We start from the raw sequence: 15,000 nt of genomic DNA on the forward strand, positions 1-15,000 counted from the left end.
TCCATCGTTACCATTTCCAGTTCGTATTGTTGCGGAGTCGGTTCTTGAAGCATATCGGAGTATCCATATTTCGATACCCCTATTAGATCAAAGGTCTAGCTCGAAAGCTAGACCTTTGTCAGCAGTCTGACGCTGCCATTTGGCAGCGTTTTTTTAACCCTGACACAACGTTGATGTTATATGTGATAATCGTATAGACGAACGAGAATAAGCCGACACACTCGCAAACTGTCGGAAAAAAGAGGCAAATCATTACTCCCAGTAAGCGAATAAAAGTAAGGTGCACGTAACCTCTCACCAGCCAAAACATGCAATGATTTAAAATCAGATGGAAATAAAACACATCCCACTAGAGTCTGCACTTCCCATCAGACACGCCGTTCTGTGGCCAAGTAAACCACCATCATTTTGCCAAGTTGACGGCGATGAAACCGCCCTTCATTACGGCGCTTTTGTCGATGACAAACTCGTCTCTGTTGCTTCCATTTACCTCACCGGAAATAAGGCAAGATTGCGCAAATTCGCCACTCTACCAGACTATCAAGGACAAGGGATCGGCACGCAAATGATTGAGCGTATTCTCTCGCAATTAGCGCTAACAGAGATTGAATATTTTTGGTGTGACGCCCGATCATCAGCACTCGGTTTTTACCGTAAGTTTGGGCTGATGCAGGAAGGTGAAGAGTTCTACAAATCCGAAGTCGCTTATTGCAAAATGTCGCTGCATATACCTCCAAAGTCACTCAAGCCAAAGGGATAATTATGTATATCAAGCAAGCATCACAACTGACTGGTGCCACTCAAAGAGCAATTCGGCTCTATGAATCTCTTGGGTTGCTAGAGGTTGCACGTACAGGAAAGTACCGCATCTATAGCCAAGCCAATCTCAACCTCATCAAGATCATCAAAGAAGCGCAAGCACTCGGCATCCATCTCTCTGATATGGTTGAGATGAAAAACAGCCAAGACGATTTTGACTGGCAGTTGGTGCATGACTTCTTGATTGATAAACATCAGCAAGTCGAAAAACAGATTATCGAACTCAAACAACAGCAGCGACGTATCGAAGCGTGCAGAGCGTCCATCGATAAGTGCTTAAAAGGGGTTGACTCTTACCCATAGGTGAGAGTTTACACTGCATTTTTCAACGATATGGAAATGCAGAAAATGAAAAAAGTTCTCGTGATTAATGCCAACCCTAAGTCAGACAGTTTATGTAAAGCACTTGCCGAGCGCTATGCATTAGTGGCATCCAACCAGCATCAAGTTGAGCTGATTCACATCGACAAGCTAGACTTTGCGATTAGCCTCGACCAAGGGTATGACACCAAAACGGTGCTCGAGCCAGACTTACTTCACTTTCAGCAGCGAATTGAATGGGCAAATCATGTGGTCATTGTCAGCCCAGTTTGGTGGGGTACACTACCAGCCAAGTTTAAAGGGTTAATTGATAGAACTTTTTTACCCGGCTTTGCGTTTAAATATGTCAGCGGTAAAGCTATCCCCAACAAGCTCCTAGAAGGGCGCACCTCACAGCTGATATTTACCCTCGATACTCCACCCTTTTGGTATAAGTACATTAAAGGCAACGCAATCTATCGTGAGCTAAAACGTTCTATTTTAGACTTCTCTGGTATTAAGAATCAGTCTGCCACCTACTTTGGACCTGTGATTAGTTCAGATGATAAGACTCGCCAAAAATGGTTGGAAAAAACAGAGCAATTAGTGGCGAATTGCTAGCACTGGAGTAACAAAGGGCACATTGTGCCCTTTGCTTAAACTTGCTCGTTTGGTGTCGATTTAGCAATACTTCTTAATGAATTCTTGCTTTACTGCTTCAAGGGGAAAGTCATCATTTAAAAGGTAATTGAGCGCGATCCCATCAATTTCAGCGACAAACATGCGGCTAATAACGGCAGGTTGCGGGTGACCAAGGTAGTTAAACACCTCTTCAACTCCAGCACGCAATGCGTCCATCCGTTCATCAATTAAATCAATCAGTAGTGCTCGCGTAATAGGCTGCACCATCACATTGAAGTTAAACTGGTAAATAGCTCTGTGTTCCGGCACTGACATTCCAGCAAAAATCGCTTCTATCAGCGTTTTTAGTCTCTGTTTCGGATCTTCCACCGCAAGGAAACTATCATCCGTTTCGTCGATGATCTGAGTGATGTACTTAAATACTTCTCTAAGCAGTTCATTTTTATTTTTAAAATGGTGGAAAACCAAACCTTTAGAGACTTCAGCCTCTTCACAAATAGCCGTTACTGGTGTTTTTTCAAAGCCGTTTTTAGCAAACAACTTAAGTGCAACTTCGATAATTTGATCTTTTTTGTCCATGTTTCCACTCACTTCTCAAACAAACTGACCAAATGGTCAGTGGTGCGCAGTTTAATGATCTTTGCACTAAACTGTCAAACAGTATTCAGCAAATAAAACTCAAAACAATACGCTAAGGTAAAACAAGATAACCTTCTTATTTTCCAAGTGTAAAGTAAATTGACCAGTCGCTGCGTTTCTTTTTTGCGCTAAGTCGTTGTTCGTAATGTGATCTAGATCTACTATCTTTGTAAGTAAATGTAACTAAGCAATTCTGCATCAAATTAAAACGTCCTAGCAATGGGCATACAATCGAGTTGGGTTATAACAATGAGTGAAAATACCGCCCCTTCCCATTTTCTCCGCAATCTTACTATTATGGTGATCATTGCGGCTATCTTAGCAACCGCTGGCTATTTCTATGTACAGCACCAAAAAAATTACCCAAGTACTGATGATGCCTACGTACACGCCAATGTGATTTATATTGCGCCCCAAGTGAGTGGCAAAGTACTTAACGTCAATGTTTCTAACTATCAAGAAGTCAGCCAAGGTGACTTGCTCTACCAAATTGACCCAGCACCTTTCCAAGCAAAGCTTGATGAAGCGCAAGCCGCATACGAAGTTGCAATCCAGAGTAATGCCGCTACTGATGATGCAATTCTTGCTGCCAGTGCCAATGTAAAAAGCACACTCGCCCTACTTGCCGATGCGCAATCCACATACCGCCGCATCGATAACCTGGTAAAAAAACAACTGCTCCCAGCTCAACAACTGGATGATGCCAAAGCCAAACTTTCCAGCGCTGAAGAAAACGTGATTGCCGCACGCGCGAATATGTCGCAGTTGATTAAAGCACAAGGTGCACAAGGTGAAGCCGCGCCTGAAGTTAAACGCGCAGCCGCAGCCCTTAGCCAAGCCAGTCTTTCCCTTTCATACACCAATATCTTCGCGCCTAGAGACGGTCACTTAGGTAAACTCAGTGCTCACGCAGGCAGCGTTGTTTCTCCAGGACAAGCGCTCGTTCCACTGGTTGAAAGCAATACCTTCTGGGTACAAGCCAACTTTAAAGAAACTCAATTAGAGCGAATCACCACTGACATGCCAGTCAGCATCGAGTTAGATCTTTACCCAAATGCTGAGTACCACGGCACAGTGAAAGCGATCTCTCCAGCAAGTGGCTCGTCGTTCTCTTTATTACCACCGGAGAATGCCACTGGTAACTGGGTTAAAATTCCACAGCGTTTCCCTATTTTGATCCACTTAACGGATGAGTCAGAACACCCAGCCTTCCCGCTTCGCGTTGGGGCGAGTGCTACTGTAACCGTAGATACAGTGACTCACTCTAGCTCAGCTTCAGCGTCACCTAGCCAACAAGAGCAATAATATATGGCGGAAATAGCACACATGGCGACCTCAGGAGATGAGGAAGCCAATGTCATGAGTGAGGGGACACGGAAGTTAGTCACACTCGCGGTTATGCTGTCCGCCATTATGGTGCTACTTGATATGACCATTGCCAATGTCGCCCTTCCTCACATGATGGGCGCGTTGGGGGTAACATCTGATCAAGTCACTTGGGTACTCACCTCCTACTCAATGGCAGAAGCAATCTTTATTCCTTTGGCGAGCTTTCTTGCACTGAAATTTGGTATCCGCCGATTGCTGCTGCTCTCCGTTAGCGGGTTTGTCATCACCTCGGCACTGTGTGGGCAAGCCGATACCATTGCTGAGATGGTGACTTTCCGCATCATGCAAGGCGCATTTGGCGCATCGGTGATTCCGCTTTCACAATCGATTATGGTGCAAATTTACCCGAAAAATCAGCGCGGTAAAGCGATGGCATTGTTCAGCGTTGGCGTACTACTTGGACCAATTCTGGGTCCTACACTCGGCGGCATAATCACCGAGAACATGGACTGGCGTTGGATCTTCTACGTTAACTTACCGATCGGTGCCATCTGTTTAGCGCTGCTGTATTTCTTCGTCAAACTTGATGGACGTGGTGAAAGTAAAATTGATTGGCCACTGGTGATTGCGATGACCATCGGCATTGGCTTGCTGCAAATGGTGCTCGATAGGGGTAACGAAGAGTCTTGGTTCCAATCCAATGAGATCCTACTTGCCGCGATCATCAGTGGTATCGCGATCATCTTTTTTGTTGGGCGCTCGATTATGACCAAGGGCGACATTGCCCCTATCTGGCTATTGCGCGACCGCAACTTAGCTATGTCGTGTATCGTGATGGCCGGATTTTCGATGGGGATGTTTGGCATCACGCAATTGCAACCAATGATGCTGGAGCAGCTGCTCAATTATCCGGTAGAAACCACCGGCTTTATGATGGCACCACGCGGGCTCACTTCGGCAATTGTTCTGTTGGCGCTGGCGCGTTATATGGACCGCATCGATGCTCGCGTGCTGATCGTGATTGGTCTTTCGCTCAATGCAGCGGGCACCTACTTGATGACCCAATACTCAATGGACATCAATATCTACTGGATTTTACTGCCAAGTATTGTCCAAGGTGCAGGCATGGGTCTAGTATTTGCGCCACTCAGCCAACTGGCTTACGCCACACTGGCACCAAAAGACACCATTGGTGGTGCGGTAGTATTTAACTTATGTCGAACCATCGGTGGCTCTTTCGGTATTTCGATAGTAAATACTTACTTTTCTCGCATTCAGCAGAAAGAGTGGAATGAGTTAGGCGGCGCACTTTCACCAACTAACCCAGCCCTACAGCAAGCGGCACACGCCCAAGGCACAACGATTACCGATCCAACCTTTTTGGCGCAAATCCAAAACTTGTTGCATCAACAATCAACCCTAACGGCGTTTGTCTATACCTTCGGCTTCTTACTGTTCTCATATTTGTGTTTGATTCCTCTGTTGGCGCTATTCAAACCGAAACCCAAAATGGATGCTTAAAAACAGTGCTTTAGAGAGCATACTTAATCGACCAGACCGGATAGACTATATCCAATAGAAATAGCTAAATAGCCACACAACGTGGCTATTTTTATACGCCATCGTTGGAGTCCCCTCGCTCCTGAATGCAAAAGTTTCTCTTGTATCACACACTTTTGACCCAAACCTTGTGTAGTCATTAAATATAAATGGTACTGTACCGAACAGTATCAAATTTAAGGTCTAGGTTTATGCGAGCTTCCACTCAAGAAAAACGAACTCGAATCATCGAAGTTGTCACTGAACTGTTTATCGAACAAGGCTATAAAGACACCGCACTGGATCAAGTCGTGGCAATTTGTGGTGGGTCTAAGCAAACCCTTTATCGCTACTTTACCAACAAAGAAGGCTTGTTTGTTGAGGTGTTAAAGCACAATACCAAAACCACCTTAGAGTCCGCGTTTCAGCTATCCGATAAGCAGCATCAACCTGTGCGTCAAACACTTGAAGAGTTCGCTATGGAGTACCTCAAGGGTATTTGCTCAAACCCAATTTTGGGTCTGTACCGCATCATTTCCGCTGATTTTAACAAGCATGAATCGGTGCCACATCAGTTTTGGTTTAATGGTCCGGTCAGCATTCGCCAACATCTAATTGAGTATCTCAAATCAGACTTGGTATTAAGCCAACTTAAGTGCGACGATGTGGATTTAGCTTGTGATCAGCTATTAGGTTTAATTAAGTTGGACTACCAAAATATGGCATTGATTGGGCTAGGATTGCCTGATGATTCAATACTTGAAAAGCACTGCCGACAAGCAGTCAGCGCATTTCTGACCTTATATAGCAAATAAACGTTTCATTGCGTTAGCGGTTGTTCGCTCAATGCTATTCTGGATAAGCAAAGGGGGAGCGTATTTTACGCTCCCCCTTTTAAATCTTACCGTTTTTATCGGCTCTTTGTTACTAAGCCATCGCTGCGGCTTGCTTGGCACGTTTAGCGACGATCTTTTTACCGATCAGTAGCACCGGTGCTAAGGCCACGATTGAAAAAATAAACACAATTAGCGAGTTGTTTAGTGCCAATGTAGTCGCTTGCTCTTTGACGACCATACTCATCTGGCTCATACCCAATGACGACGTCGGGATATGACCGTTGGTTAAAATCGCGCTACTCAATGCTTGCTCATAATTGGCAAAGCCATTACTCGTACTAGCAAAAGTACGACCAATTTCGCCCGATGCTTGCGCGCTATGATTTTGGATAACTCGCGAGAAAAACGCACCACCGATGACCCCACCAAAGGTTCTGAATAAGTAGAAATTGCTGATGCCCTCAAGTCGCTGTTGCGGTTTGAAGTGCAGCAAAACGGCAATGGTCACTGAGACATTAAGCAAACCGATACCAAAGCCACGCAGCAACATCGGAACCAGCAAAGCATCCGTTCCGACGTAGCTTGGTAGCTGACTGAAGTCGTACACCGAGAGCAGAATCATCAACACGCCAAAAGGGACAAACGCATCAGCCAATGGTCGTTTGAAATAGAACACGACCACACTCAGAAGCATGCCAACTAACATGGTCATGAACGAAGGTAGCTGCCAATAACCCGCATTGAGACTGTTGTACGCCAGCGCCATCTTAAGAAAATTATTGAATAACGCCGTACTCGCCATCACCGCAAAACCGGCTAAAAAGGCGTTGTACATAAATACGTTGGTTTTAAGGTCATCATGTAACTGCATCGAAGCGGTATTAAGCGAGCGCGTTCTCACCAAGATAAATATCACCGCCAACCCCAGCGCCGAAGCCACCACGACCCAATTCGCGAACCATTGCGAATCTAGCCAGTTATAATGCGAACCACGCATGAGCAGAAATACGCTTAATGCCGCGGTCACCGCCAGCACTAGATAAACGGAGAACGATGATTTCAATTTTTCCGCTATCGTCATCTCACCTAACGGAAAGCATACCGTGGCAACCAATGCCGAAAATAGTAACCAAGCAGAGACCACACAAAATAGCGACCAATGGTAATACTCGACGAACTGCGCCATTAACCATGGGTAGATGCCCATTGGAAGCAGGGTTGAAAACAGTAAGGTGAAAGCAATGATCGCCGGCAAAAGCTGGTGTTCAAATCGCTCAAGTAGATAGAGGTTCACCACCACCAGCAATGCACTCATGGCAAAGCCATTACATAGCCATAGAAAGGCAAACAACCCTTCGCTTACTCCATGCCAATAGAAGATCGCACTGACGGCTAGACTAACCGACAAGGCGATACTTAAAACGTATTGACTACCGATGCGACGCGCCAAGATGGGAGTAAACATATACCCCAATATTTGGGCGATCATAAAGCCGACTTTTACTCGCTCGACTTCATCCAAAGACAGCCCAACAGACGCCGCCATATTAGAAGAAAGTTCCGTGAACATTGCTGAGTTGATGCCATAAGCCGCAATAACCACGGTTGCCACAAACAGCAAGGGTAAACGTGCTTTCATAATGATTAACCTTGCTGGGTGGTATCGATAGACACCTGTGCAGATAACCCTGGGTAGACGCGCTGCTTCAACTCAGCAGGGATATCTAAAGCAATTTTTACCGGCACGCGCTGAACCACTTTGACGAAGTTACCAGTCGCGTTCTGTGGTGGCAGCAAGCTAAATTGTGCCCCCGTTGCTGGGGTAATAGAGCTAACATGACCACTAATTACGGTATCTGGATACATATCAAGTACCACATCAACGCGCTGACCCGCCGCCACATGCTCTAGCTGCGTCTCTTTATAGTTAGCTTCGACCCAAACATAGTCTGGCACCATGACAATTAAGCCCATACCCGGTTGCACAAACTTACCCACTTGCACTTGTCTGTCGGCAACGAAACCATCAAAAGGGGCTTTAACTACGGTGCGCTCAAGTGCGATATCAACCAACTTGAGTTTGGCTTCTGCTTGTTTGTGTTGTGCCAGCAGTTGTTGATGCTCAGTCCGTAGCGCATCCAGTTGCTTTTTCTCCGCAGCCAGCGCTAATTTAGCCGTCTCTAAGTTACTGTTGGCTTCAATCGCGCGAGTCTTTTGCGCCTCAAACTGATTACGACTTACTGACTGCTTCGCCACTAGGTTAGACAAGCGTTTATATTCTGAGTTTTGATGCTGAGCATTGGCTTGTGCGCTGGTGATCTTCTGCTTGGCTTGCTCAATTCTAACCAGCTGCATATCAGTTTTGGTTTGGTTCGCTTCCAGCGCAGCATTCGCCACTTCAAGTGCCGATTTCGCGATCTCTTGATTGGCAATGAAATCTTCATCATCAATAGCAAACAGAGCGTCACCCTTTTTTACCCATTGGTTGTCTTCAACAAAAATCTGGCTCACCTGACCACCGACTTCTGGTGAAATCGCCGTTACGTCTGAGTGAATGTAGGCGTTGTCTGTGGTAACCACATTCGGAGAGTAAAACTGCGTAGCAAGCGCTGCCGCAGAGCCAATGATTAATGCTAAAGCAACGAGCTTTTTGTTCATGTTCGAAACCCTACTTAACTGGAATTCGCAAACTGTACTGTACGGTACAGTATTAGTAAAGAGCAATTTGATCTTTTTCTCTTCATTGATCCTTAATGTTGGCTAACTCTCTTTATGCAAAAGGATCAATAACCAAAGGTGTAAATTTAATACTCACATCTAGCTAGAGATAAACTTATCGATCGGGGAGCATAATGAGTCAAACAGCACTATATTTTATCCAGTAAAGCTTAACTCCTAGGCTTTTATACCAGTAAGGATTTGATATGCCTCTACATAAGAAATCCACCCTTTCAGGGTCAGTTCTAGACGATGTTTATTCAGCAAAAGACCTCTCTGTCGTTATGCCCAAGTACCGTATTCCTGATAATGAGCAAGCGGCAACGCACGCCTACCAAGTGGTACACGATGAGCTGATGCTTGATGGTAACTCAAGACAAAACTTAGCTACATTTTGTCAAACATGGGTTGAAGATGAAGTGCATACGCTGATGAACGAATGCATTGATAAAAACATGATTGATAAGGATGAATATCCGCAAACTGCTGAGCTTGAATCACGCTGTGTCCATATGCTCGCTGATCTTTGGCATGCCCCTGATGCCGCGAACCCGATGGGTTGCTCTACCACCGGTTCCAGTGAAGCCGCCATGCTGGGTGGGATGGCACTAAAATGGGCTTGGCGAGAAAAAATGAAAGCGCAAGGCAAACCAACGGATAAACCCAACTTGGTCTGTGGTCCGGTGCAAGTCTGCTGGCATAAGTTTGCCCGTTATTGGGATATCGAACTAAGAGAAATCCCGATGGAAGGCTCACGCCTTATCATGACGCCTGAAGAAGTCATCAAGCGCTGTGATGAAAATACCATCGGTGTTGTTCCTACCTTAGGGGTAACATTCACTTGTCAATATGAACCGGTAAAAGCGGTACACGAAGCGCTCGATCGCCTACAAGAGGAAACAGGTCTCGACATTCCTATTCACGTCGATGGTGCCAGTGGTGGTTTTCTTGCACCATTTTGCCAACCAGAGTTGGAATGGGATTTCCGTCTACCACGGGTAAAATCTATCAATGCTTCTGGTCACAAATTTGGTCTCGCCCCGCTCGGTGTGGGCTGGGTGGTATGGCGTGATGCTGAGGCGCTTCACCCTGATCTGATTTTCAACGTCAATTACTTAGGCGGCAACATGCCAACCTTCGCGCTGAACTTCTCGCGCCCTGGTGGTCAAATCGTCGCGCAATATTATAACTTCCTTCGTCTTGGACGTGAGGGCTACACCAAAATCCATAATGCCTGCTACGAGACGGCGCAATATCTTGCCAATGAAATTGAGCAAATGGGACCATTTGAGATCATCTATGATGGTCGTGGTGGTATTCCCGCCCTTAGCTGGACATTAAAAGCGGGAGAAAATCCGGGCTTTAACCTCTATGACTTATCCGACCGTATTCGCTCACGTGGCTGGCAAATTGCCGCTTACGCGATGCCAGCCAATCGGGAAGATCTTGTCATTATGCGGATTCTGGTTCGTCATGGTTTTAGCCGCGATCTCGGCGATCTGCTGATCCAAGATCTCAAACATTGCGTCGAATTCTTCAAACAACATCCTGTCATCAACGGCAGCGATGCAGATGAATCCAGCAATTTCAATCACGGTTAATCTCTAACCAATGGTCAGGCTAGAGTCATGCTCTGCCTGACCGTTCAAAATAAGGTGGGAATATGGAATTTCTATTTCATTATTTAGCCGCAAACCCGTTTGTGTTTCTCTTCCTTTCATTAGCGATTGGCTATCCATTGGGTAGTCTCAGTCTAAAAGGGGTCAGCTTAGGCACAACAGCCGGTACCTTGGTGGTTGGGGTGTTACTCGCCCTCGCCTCATACTCAATTTATGGTCTCAAAATTGCCGAGCCTGGGCTCGTCTCTGACATCTTCCTGATGATGTTTATGTATGCGATTGGGATGAAAGTGGGACCGCAGTTCTTCTCGGGGCTTGCTCGAGGCGGGATTGATTTTGTGGTGATTGGTTTAATCGTCGTATTCAGTAACTTCGCTATCGTGATGCTTGGGGCAAAAATGCTCGGTCTTGAGCCTGGATATGCCGCTGGCATTATCTCAGGAAGTTACACCGTCACAGCAGTAATGGGCGTAGCCCAATCTGCGATTGATTCTGGTGCGTTTAAAATACCAGCGGGCATGACCGCCGATCATATCAGCGCGAATATCGCCGCTGGCTACGCGATTAGCTATGTCCTTTCTACTGTGCTTATCATCCTCTTGATCAAATACTTACCTGCCATGTTTGGCATTGATCCAGTCAAGGCAGGTAAAGATGCAGAGGCTGAGTTTTCGACCGGTGGTGACAACGAAAAGCTACCAAGTACTTTTGGCTTCTCCGATTCAGGCATACTGCCAATCGATGTTCGCGCCTATCAAGTTACTCATGAAGAATTGGTAGGGCAAACCGTCAATGATCTCTTCCAACAATTCCCAGATGCAGCCATCCTCAAAGTCGTACGCGGCGAGCAAGTCATTGATGCCGCCGATAATCCGACTCTAAAAATGGGTGACATCATCGGCATTCGGGGTGAATATCGAGTACTTATCGCGGAAGGTGAAACGGATATCGGTAACGAAGTTGATGAGCCACGCGCACGTAATGTCGATATCGAAGTGGCTGACATTCACCTTGGTAAATCCATCCATGCGGGCAAAGCGTTGTCAGAGCTTCATGCTGATGTGGGTTTTGGTGTCTACTTCAAAGCACTATTCAGACAAGGGCATCAACTGCCATTATTACCACAAACCCAAGTAGAAGTTGGCGATGTTATCCGAGTTGCAGGTTCCAAATGGTGTGTCGACCAAACCGCCAAAAAACTCAATGGTGTGGCGATTGTGGAAAGTACGGTCACCGAGACGTTCTACCTCGCACTGGCACTATTGATTGGCTATGTCTGTGGTCACTTCAGTGTCAGCATTATGGGTATCCCTTTTGCACTCGGCACTTCAGCTGGCTGTATGCTAACAGGGATCATCTTCTCCTTCCTTCGTACGCGTAACCCTACCTTTGGTGGACCAATGAGCGAAGGGGCAAGAAGCTTTCTGCAAGATATCGGTTTGAACCTGTTTGTTGCGGTGCTCGCAGCGAATGTCGGTCCGAAAATTTTGGAGTCATTTCAAGGCACCATTGTTATCAAAATCGCGCTATTGGGCGTTACGGCAGCGTTAGTACCTCCACTGCTTGCTTGGCTCTACGGTTTGTACATTAGAAAGATGAACCCAGCGATTCTTGCCGGCGCCTGTGCCGGGGGTCGAAACAGCACACCAGCGATGAAGGGAGCGCAAGACGCAACCCAAAGCGATATGCCAGCTATCGGCTATCCCGTACCATACGCCTTAACCTCAGTGATCGTGCTGATTCTGGGTTATATCGCGATGGTTATCGGCTAGTTGTAATAGGTTTGTGGTAATAGGTTTGTGGTAATAGGTTTGTGGTTATAAACCAATAGCGCTCGCTTTAGATCGAGAAACGAAAAAGGCTCGGTATTCGACAATAAATCGGATAACGAGCCTTTTCTTTTTCAGTGCGGAACGGATTATTTCATCATCTCAAGAATGATCGCGACTGAGTTGTCTGCTGTCGCTTTTTTCATTTCTTCATAAGTCAAAGCAGCAGAGCCGTCAGCTTTATCAGAAATAGTGCGGATCACGACGTAAGGAATATCAAATTGATCCGCGACTTGTGCCAGTGCTGCCCCTTCCATCTCAACCGCTTTGGCATTGAATTCTTTGTACAGGTAAGCCACTTTTGCTTTGTCTGCAATAAACTGGTCACCAGAAACAATCGTACCTGTGGTGACGAGATCTTTACCCAGCACAGTTTGCGCTGATTTAAGCGCATGCTTTACCAATGCATCAGACGGTAAGAATTCACGACTATCAAAGCCATCCAATAAGCCCATTGGCGCGCCAAACACAGTCAGGTCAACATCATGCTGCACGAGTGCTGTCGAAATCACCACATCCATTGGATCGAGCTCTGGCGCACTCGCCCCCGCGATACCAGTGAAAACAATTGAATCCACACCAAACTCTGTGGCTAATAAGGTGGTCGTTAGCGCGGCATTCACCTTACCGACACCTGATTTAGTCACAACGACTGGTTTTCCGTTGAGTTGACCGATATGGAACAAGTGTTTACCAATCGTCTTCTGTTCAACGTTGGTGAGTTTAGGCAGTAGACCTTCAATTTCCACATCCATCGCGCCAACAATAGCGGTACGCTCTGAAGCAGCTGTCACGTTAAAAGAAAGAAGGGTCAGAAAAAGGGCAAAAAAGCGAAACATAAAGTAATCTCCTCGATAGGGCGCGAATCATACTTTACAAATCGCTCAATAACAAACGATTGCGCAATCGTTTGCTTTAAAATAATCACCCAGTGAGAATTGGTGAATATCGCAGCAAAAATCGCTCATCTCTCACCCTGGTACATTCTCTCGTTACTTTCAAATCCCAGCCAAGAATCTACGCTTTAAAGAAAGTCATCGTTCAGGTGACTTCGATAACTAAGGAAGTAGAGTGATGAGCAAACCCGTGATCGCAGATAACAAGCCTATCAAGGTTGAATTAACCTATGCTCTTCCCTTTTGATTAATCACACGAATGGTCATTGGGTTGTTTGTACCGCTTAAAACGATGACGGCTAATTTTGATTCTACAGAAAGCGGTCCAATTACTCTTTGTCTTGCCAAAGAGTAATCAGAAAGTCGCTTTTGTATCTTTGCCGCTGTCCGGTCGGTTTTAGGCGTTCCCGACGCCGAAAACCTAAAAATACTGTCCTGCATTTTTACCTATGATTGTGGTTATGTGGACTAAAGCGTTTTTGGACATAAATGTGTCAGTGATTTTACTAAATTAGTAGAATATGGATAGCTTCAAGTATAGAAAATTTGAAAGATTCAACCGCTATAATTGGCGATGCGCTTTTACATAGTCCCTTTATCATGAACAGTGCTTTAAACGAGGATGGAGATTAAATCGTTATGTTGGTCACTAAAGTAATTAGGCTGTTTGATCGAGTTCAATTCCCACTTCACCATGCCTGGTTGAAGCTTTTATCTGAAGCTATAGATGGCAGTGTGATCAATAAACCATTACTCGAAGAAGCCAATTGTATAGCGAGTGCAATGGGTTTCGAGTATGTAGCTGTCTTGAATTCATTGCTTGAAGATACCCCTGATGTGTTTAGTGAGTTCTTGAGCCTGAAGGTTTGTGTGAAAAAACGTAAGGCTGTTGAAGGTGCTGAGTTTTCAACGAACGTGGTTCTTATCGAATCAAAACTTGCTAAATATAACACGACAAAAACTCTTCAAGAGCAAAGAATCGAGCAACAAAAAGTAAAGGAACAAAAACTAGCACAACGACAAATAGCGTCTGACAAGATGTTTGCAGATCTTAGAGCTCAGTATGATAAGCAATTCACCGACTTCCCCTCGCTCAATATTAATTCGATTCGTAGGCACTCTAAAGCAGCTTATATTCTCACGAATCTCAACAAAGGTATGATCACTGATGCTGACTACTTGTGGCTTAAGCAGAAGGGCTTTGAGAATGATCAGGTGAATAGCATGTATTACCTTCGTCGCGCAGAAAACTCCAAGCGAATTTGGAATACGACCAATAAGCCATGGAACTTGGTTAATGCCCTTGCTGATTATCGTAAAGCAGATAAGGCAAAAACAGCCCTAACCTTGGTGAATAAGCACTTTCCATTCAAGTTTGCGAATGGAAATAAGAAGCTGAAATCTGCTTTGCTTACTACGGCTGGCGGTGTTAAACGTGATTTAAACATGCTAGAACAAGCCATAGAATATGGCATTCAGGCTCATGAATTGACTCTAAAGGACTACCGCCCATGCACTTTGATTGGTGCGTGCAAAATGTTGAGTGGTGATATATCCCAAGGTCATGAGTGGTATCAAAAAGCGATTAACCGTGGTTTTGAATCTGATTCTTATGAGCAAGAAATACGCTCTATATATATGCGAGCTAAAGCTAATGACAGAGCAGAAATCAAGAAATTACTCATAAATGATGGATGGTGCTACAAGTGGCTCAAATAGCAATTAGTATATATTAAGTTAGATATACTAATAAGACATCCAATAGCTCATAGCTCACTTTGGGGCAGAACTGCGTTTAAACCTCCTGTCTTTAGGAAGCTATCAATGAACCCAA

13 protein-coding genes are annotated in these 15,000 nt (G+C 45.3%); 9 read left to right on the top strand and 4 right to left on the bottom strand.

The window, feature by feature from the left end:
* The first annotated feature begins 328 nt into the window (after positions 1–328).
* From IRQ95_RS19950 to IRQ95_RS19960, 3 genes are read left to right on the top strand one after another with little or no spacing between them, the layout of a single operon-like run.
* A complete protein-coding gene (locus tag IRQ95_RS19950) occupies positions 329–760 on the top strand; it encodes a GNAT family N-acetyltransferase (protein WP_194439236.1) in 432 nt (143 codons plus the stop codon).
* Positions 761–762: 2 nt separating this feature from the next.
* Entirely contained in the window at positions 763–1,122 is a 360-nt protein-coding gene (locus IRQ95_RS19955) for a MerR family transcriptional regulator (protein ID WP_194439239.1), read from the top strand.
* Positions 1,123–1,167: 45 nt separating this feature from the next.
* Positions 1,168–1,740, top strand: a complete 573-nt coding sequence (locus IRQ95_RS19960) for an NAD(P)H-dependent oxidoreductase (RefSeq protein ID WP_194439240.1) — start codon at positions 1,168–1,170, stop codon at positions 1,738–1,740.
* A 60-nt stretch (positions 1,741–1,800) separates the two neighbouring features.
* On the opposite strand, the gene IRQ95_RS19965 is transcribed toward IRQ95_RS19960, so the two are convergent.
* Entirely contained in the window at positions 1,801–2,340 is a 540-nt protein-coding gene (locus IRQ95_RS19965) for a TetR/AcrR family transcriptional regulator (protein WP_194439243.1), read from the bottom strand.
* A 309-nt stretch (positions 2,341–2,649) separates the two neighbouring features.
* Between IRQ95_RS19965 and IRQ95_RS19970 the strand changes: the two genes are divergently transcribed.
* The 3 genes from IRQ95_RS19970 to IRQ95_RS19980 all read left to right on the top strand — a co-directional run bounded on the left by IRQ95_RS19970 (position 2,650) and on the right by IRQ95_RS19980 (position 6,083).
* On the top strand, positions 2,650–3,705 hold the full coding sequence (locus tag IRQ95_RS19970) for an HlyD family secretion protein (protein ID WP_194439245.1): 1,056 nt from the start codon (positions 2,650–2,652) through the stop codon (positions 3,703–3,705).
* 21 nt (positions 3,706–3,726) lie between these two features.
* A complete protein-coding gene (locus IRQ95_RS19975) occupies positions 3,727–5,250 on the top strand; it encodes a DHA2 family efflux MFS transporter permease subunit (protein ID WP_228481519.1) in 1,524 nt (507 codons plus the stop codon).
* Positions 5,251–5,480: 230 nt separating this feature from the next.
* Complete coding sequence (locus tag IRQ95_RS19980) at positions 5,481–6,083, top strand: TetR/AcrR family transcriptional regulator (RefSeq protein ID WP_194439250.1); 603 nt, start codon at positions 5,481–5,483, stop codon at positions 6,081–6,083.
* A gap of 112 nt (positions 6,084–6,195) precedes the next feature.
* On the opposite strand, the gene IRQ95_RS19985 is transcribed toward IRQ95_RS19980, so the two are convergent.
* Both IRQ95_RS19985 and IRQ95_RS19990 read right to left on the bottom strand, forming a co-directional pair.
* The gene (locus IRQ95_RS19985) at positions 6,196–7,743 is read right to left on the bottom strand and encodes an MFS transporter (protein ID WP_194439252.1); all 1,548 of its coding nucleotides are present in this window, start codon (positions 7,741–7,743) and stop codon (positions 6,196–6,198) included.
* Between the two features lie 5 nt (positions 7,744–7,748).
* Positions 7,749–8,762: an HlyD family secretion protein gene (locus tag IRQ95_RS19990; RefSeq protein ID WP_194439254.1), complete on the bottom strand. Its 1,014-nt coding sequence runs from the start codon at positions 8,760–8,762 to the stop codon at positions 7,749–7,751.
* A 266-nt stretch (positions 8,763–9,028) separates the two neighbouring features.
* Here IRQ95_RS19990 and gad point away from each other — a divergent pair, with 266 nt between their 5' ends.
* A complete protein-coding gene (gene gad, locus IRQ95_RS19995) occupies positions 9,029–10,423 on the top strand; it encodes a glutamate decarboxylase (protein ID WP_075648456.1) in 1,395 nt (464 codons plus the stop codon).
* 62 nt (positions 10,424–10,485) lie between these two features.
* On the top strand, positions 10,486–12,213 hold the full coding sequence (locus IRQ95_RS20000) for an aspartate:alanine exchanger family transporter (protein WP_194439255.1): 1,728 nt from the start codon (positions 10,486–10,488) through the stop codon (positions 12,211–12,213).
* Positions 12,214–12,359: 146 nt separating this feature from the next.
* Here IRQ95_RS20000 and IRQ95_RS20005 read toward each other — a convergent pair whose 3' ends face one another.
* The gene (locus IRQ95_RS20005; RefSeq protein WP_075648461.1) at positions 12,360–13,109 is read right to left on the bottom strand and encodes a 5'-methylthioadenosine/adenosylhomocysteine nucleosidase; all 750 of its coding nucleotides are present in this window, start codon (positions 13,107–13,109) and stop codon (positions 12,360–12,362) included.
* Between the two features lie 696 nt (positions 13,110–13,805).
* On the opposite strand from IRQ95_RS20005, the gene IRQ95_RS20010 reads away from it, so the two are divergent.
* Positions 13,806–14,885: a hypothetical protein gene (locus IRQ95_RS20010; RefSeq protein ID WP_194439257.1), complete on the top strand. Its 1,080-nt coding sequence runs from the start codon at positions 13,806–13,808 to the stop codon at positions 14,883–14,885.
* Positions 14,886–15,000: the final 115 nt, after the last annotated feature.

The sequence above is a fragment of the Vibrio fluminensis genome (assembly GCF_015278125.1).
Classification (GTDB): domain Bacteria; phylum Pseudomonadota; class Gammaproteobacteria; order Enterobacterales; family Vibrionaceae; genus Vibrio; species Vibrio fluminensis.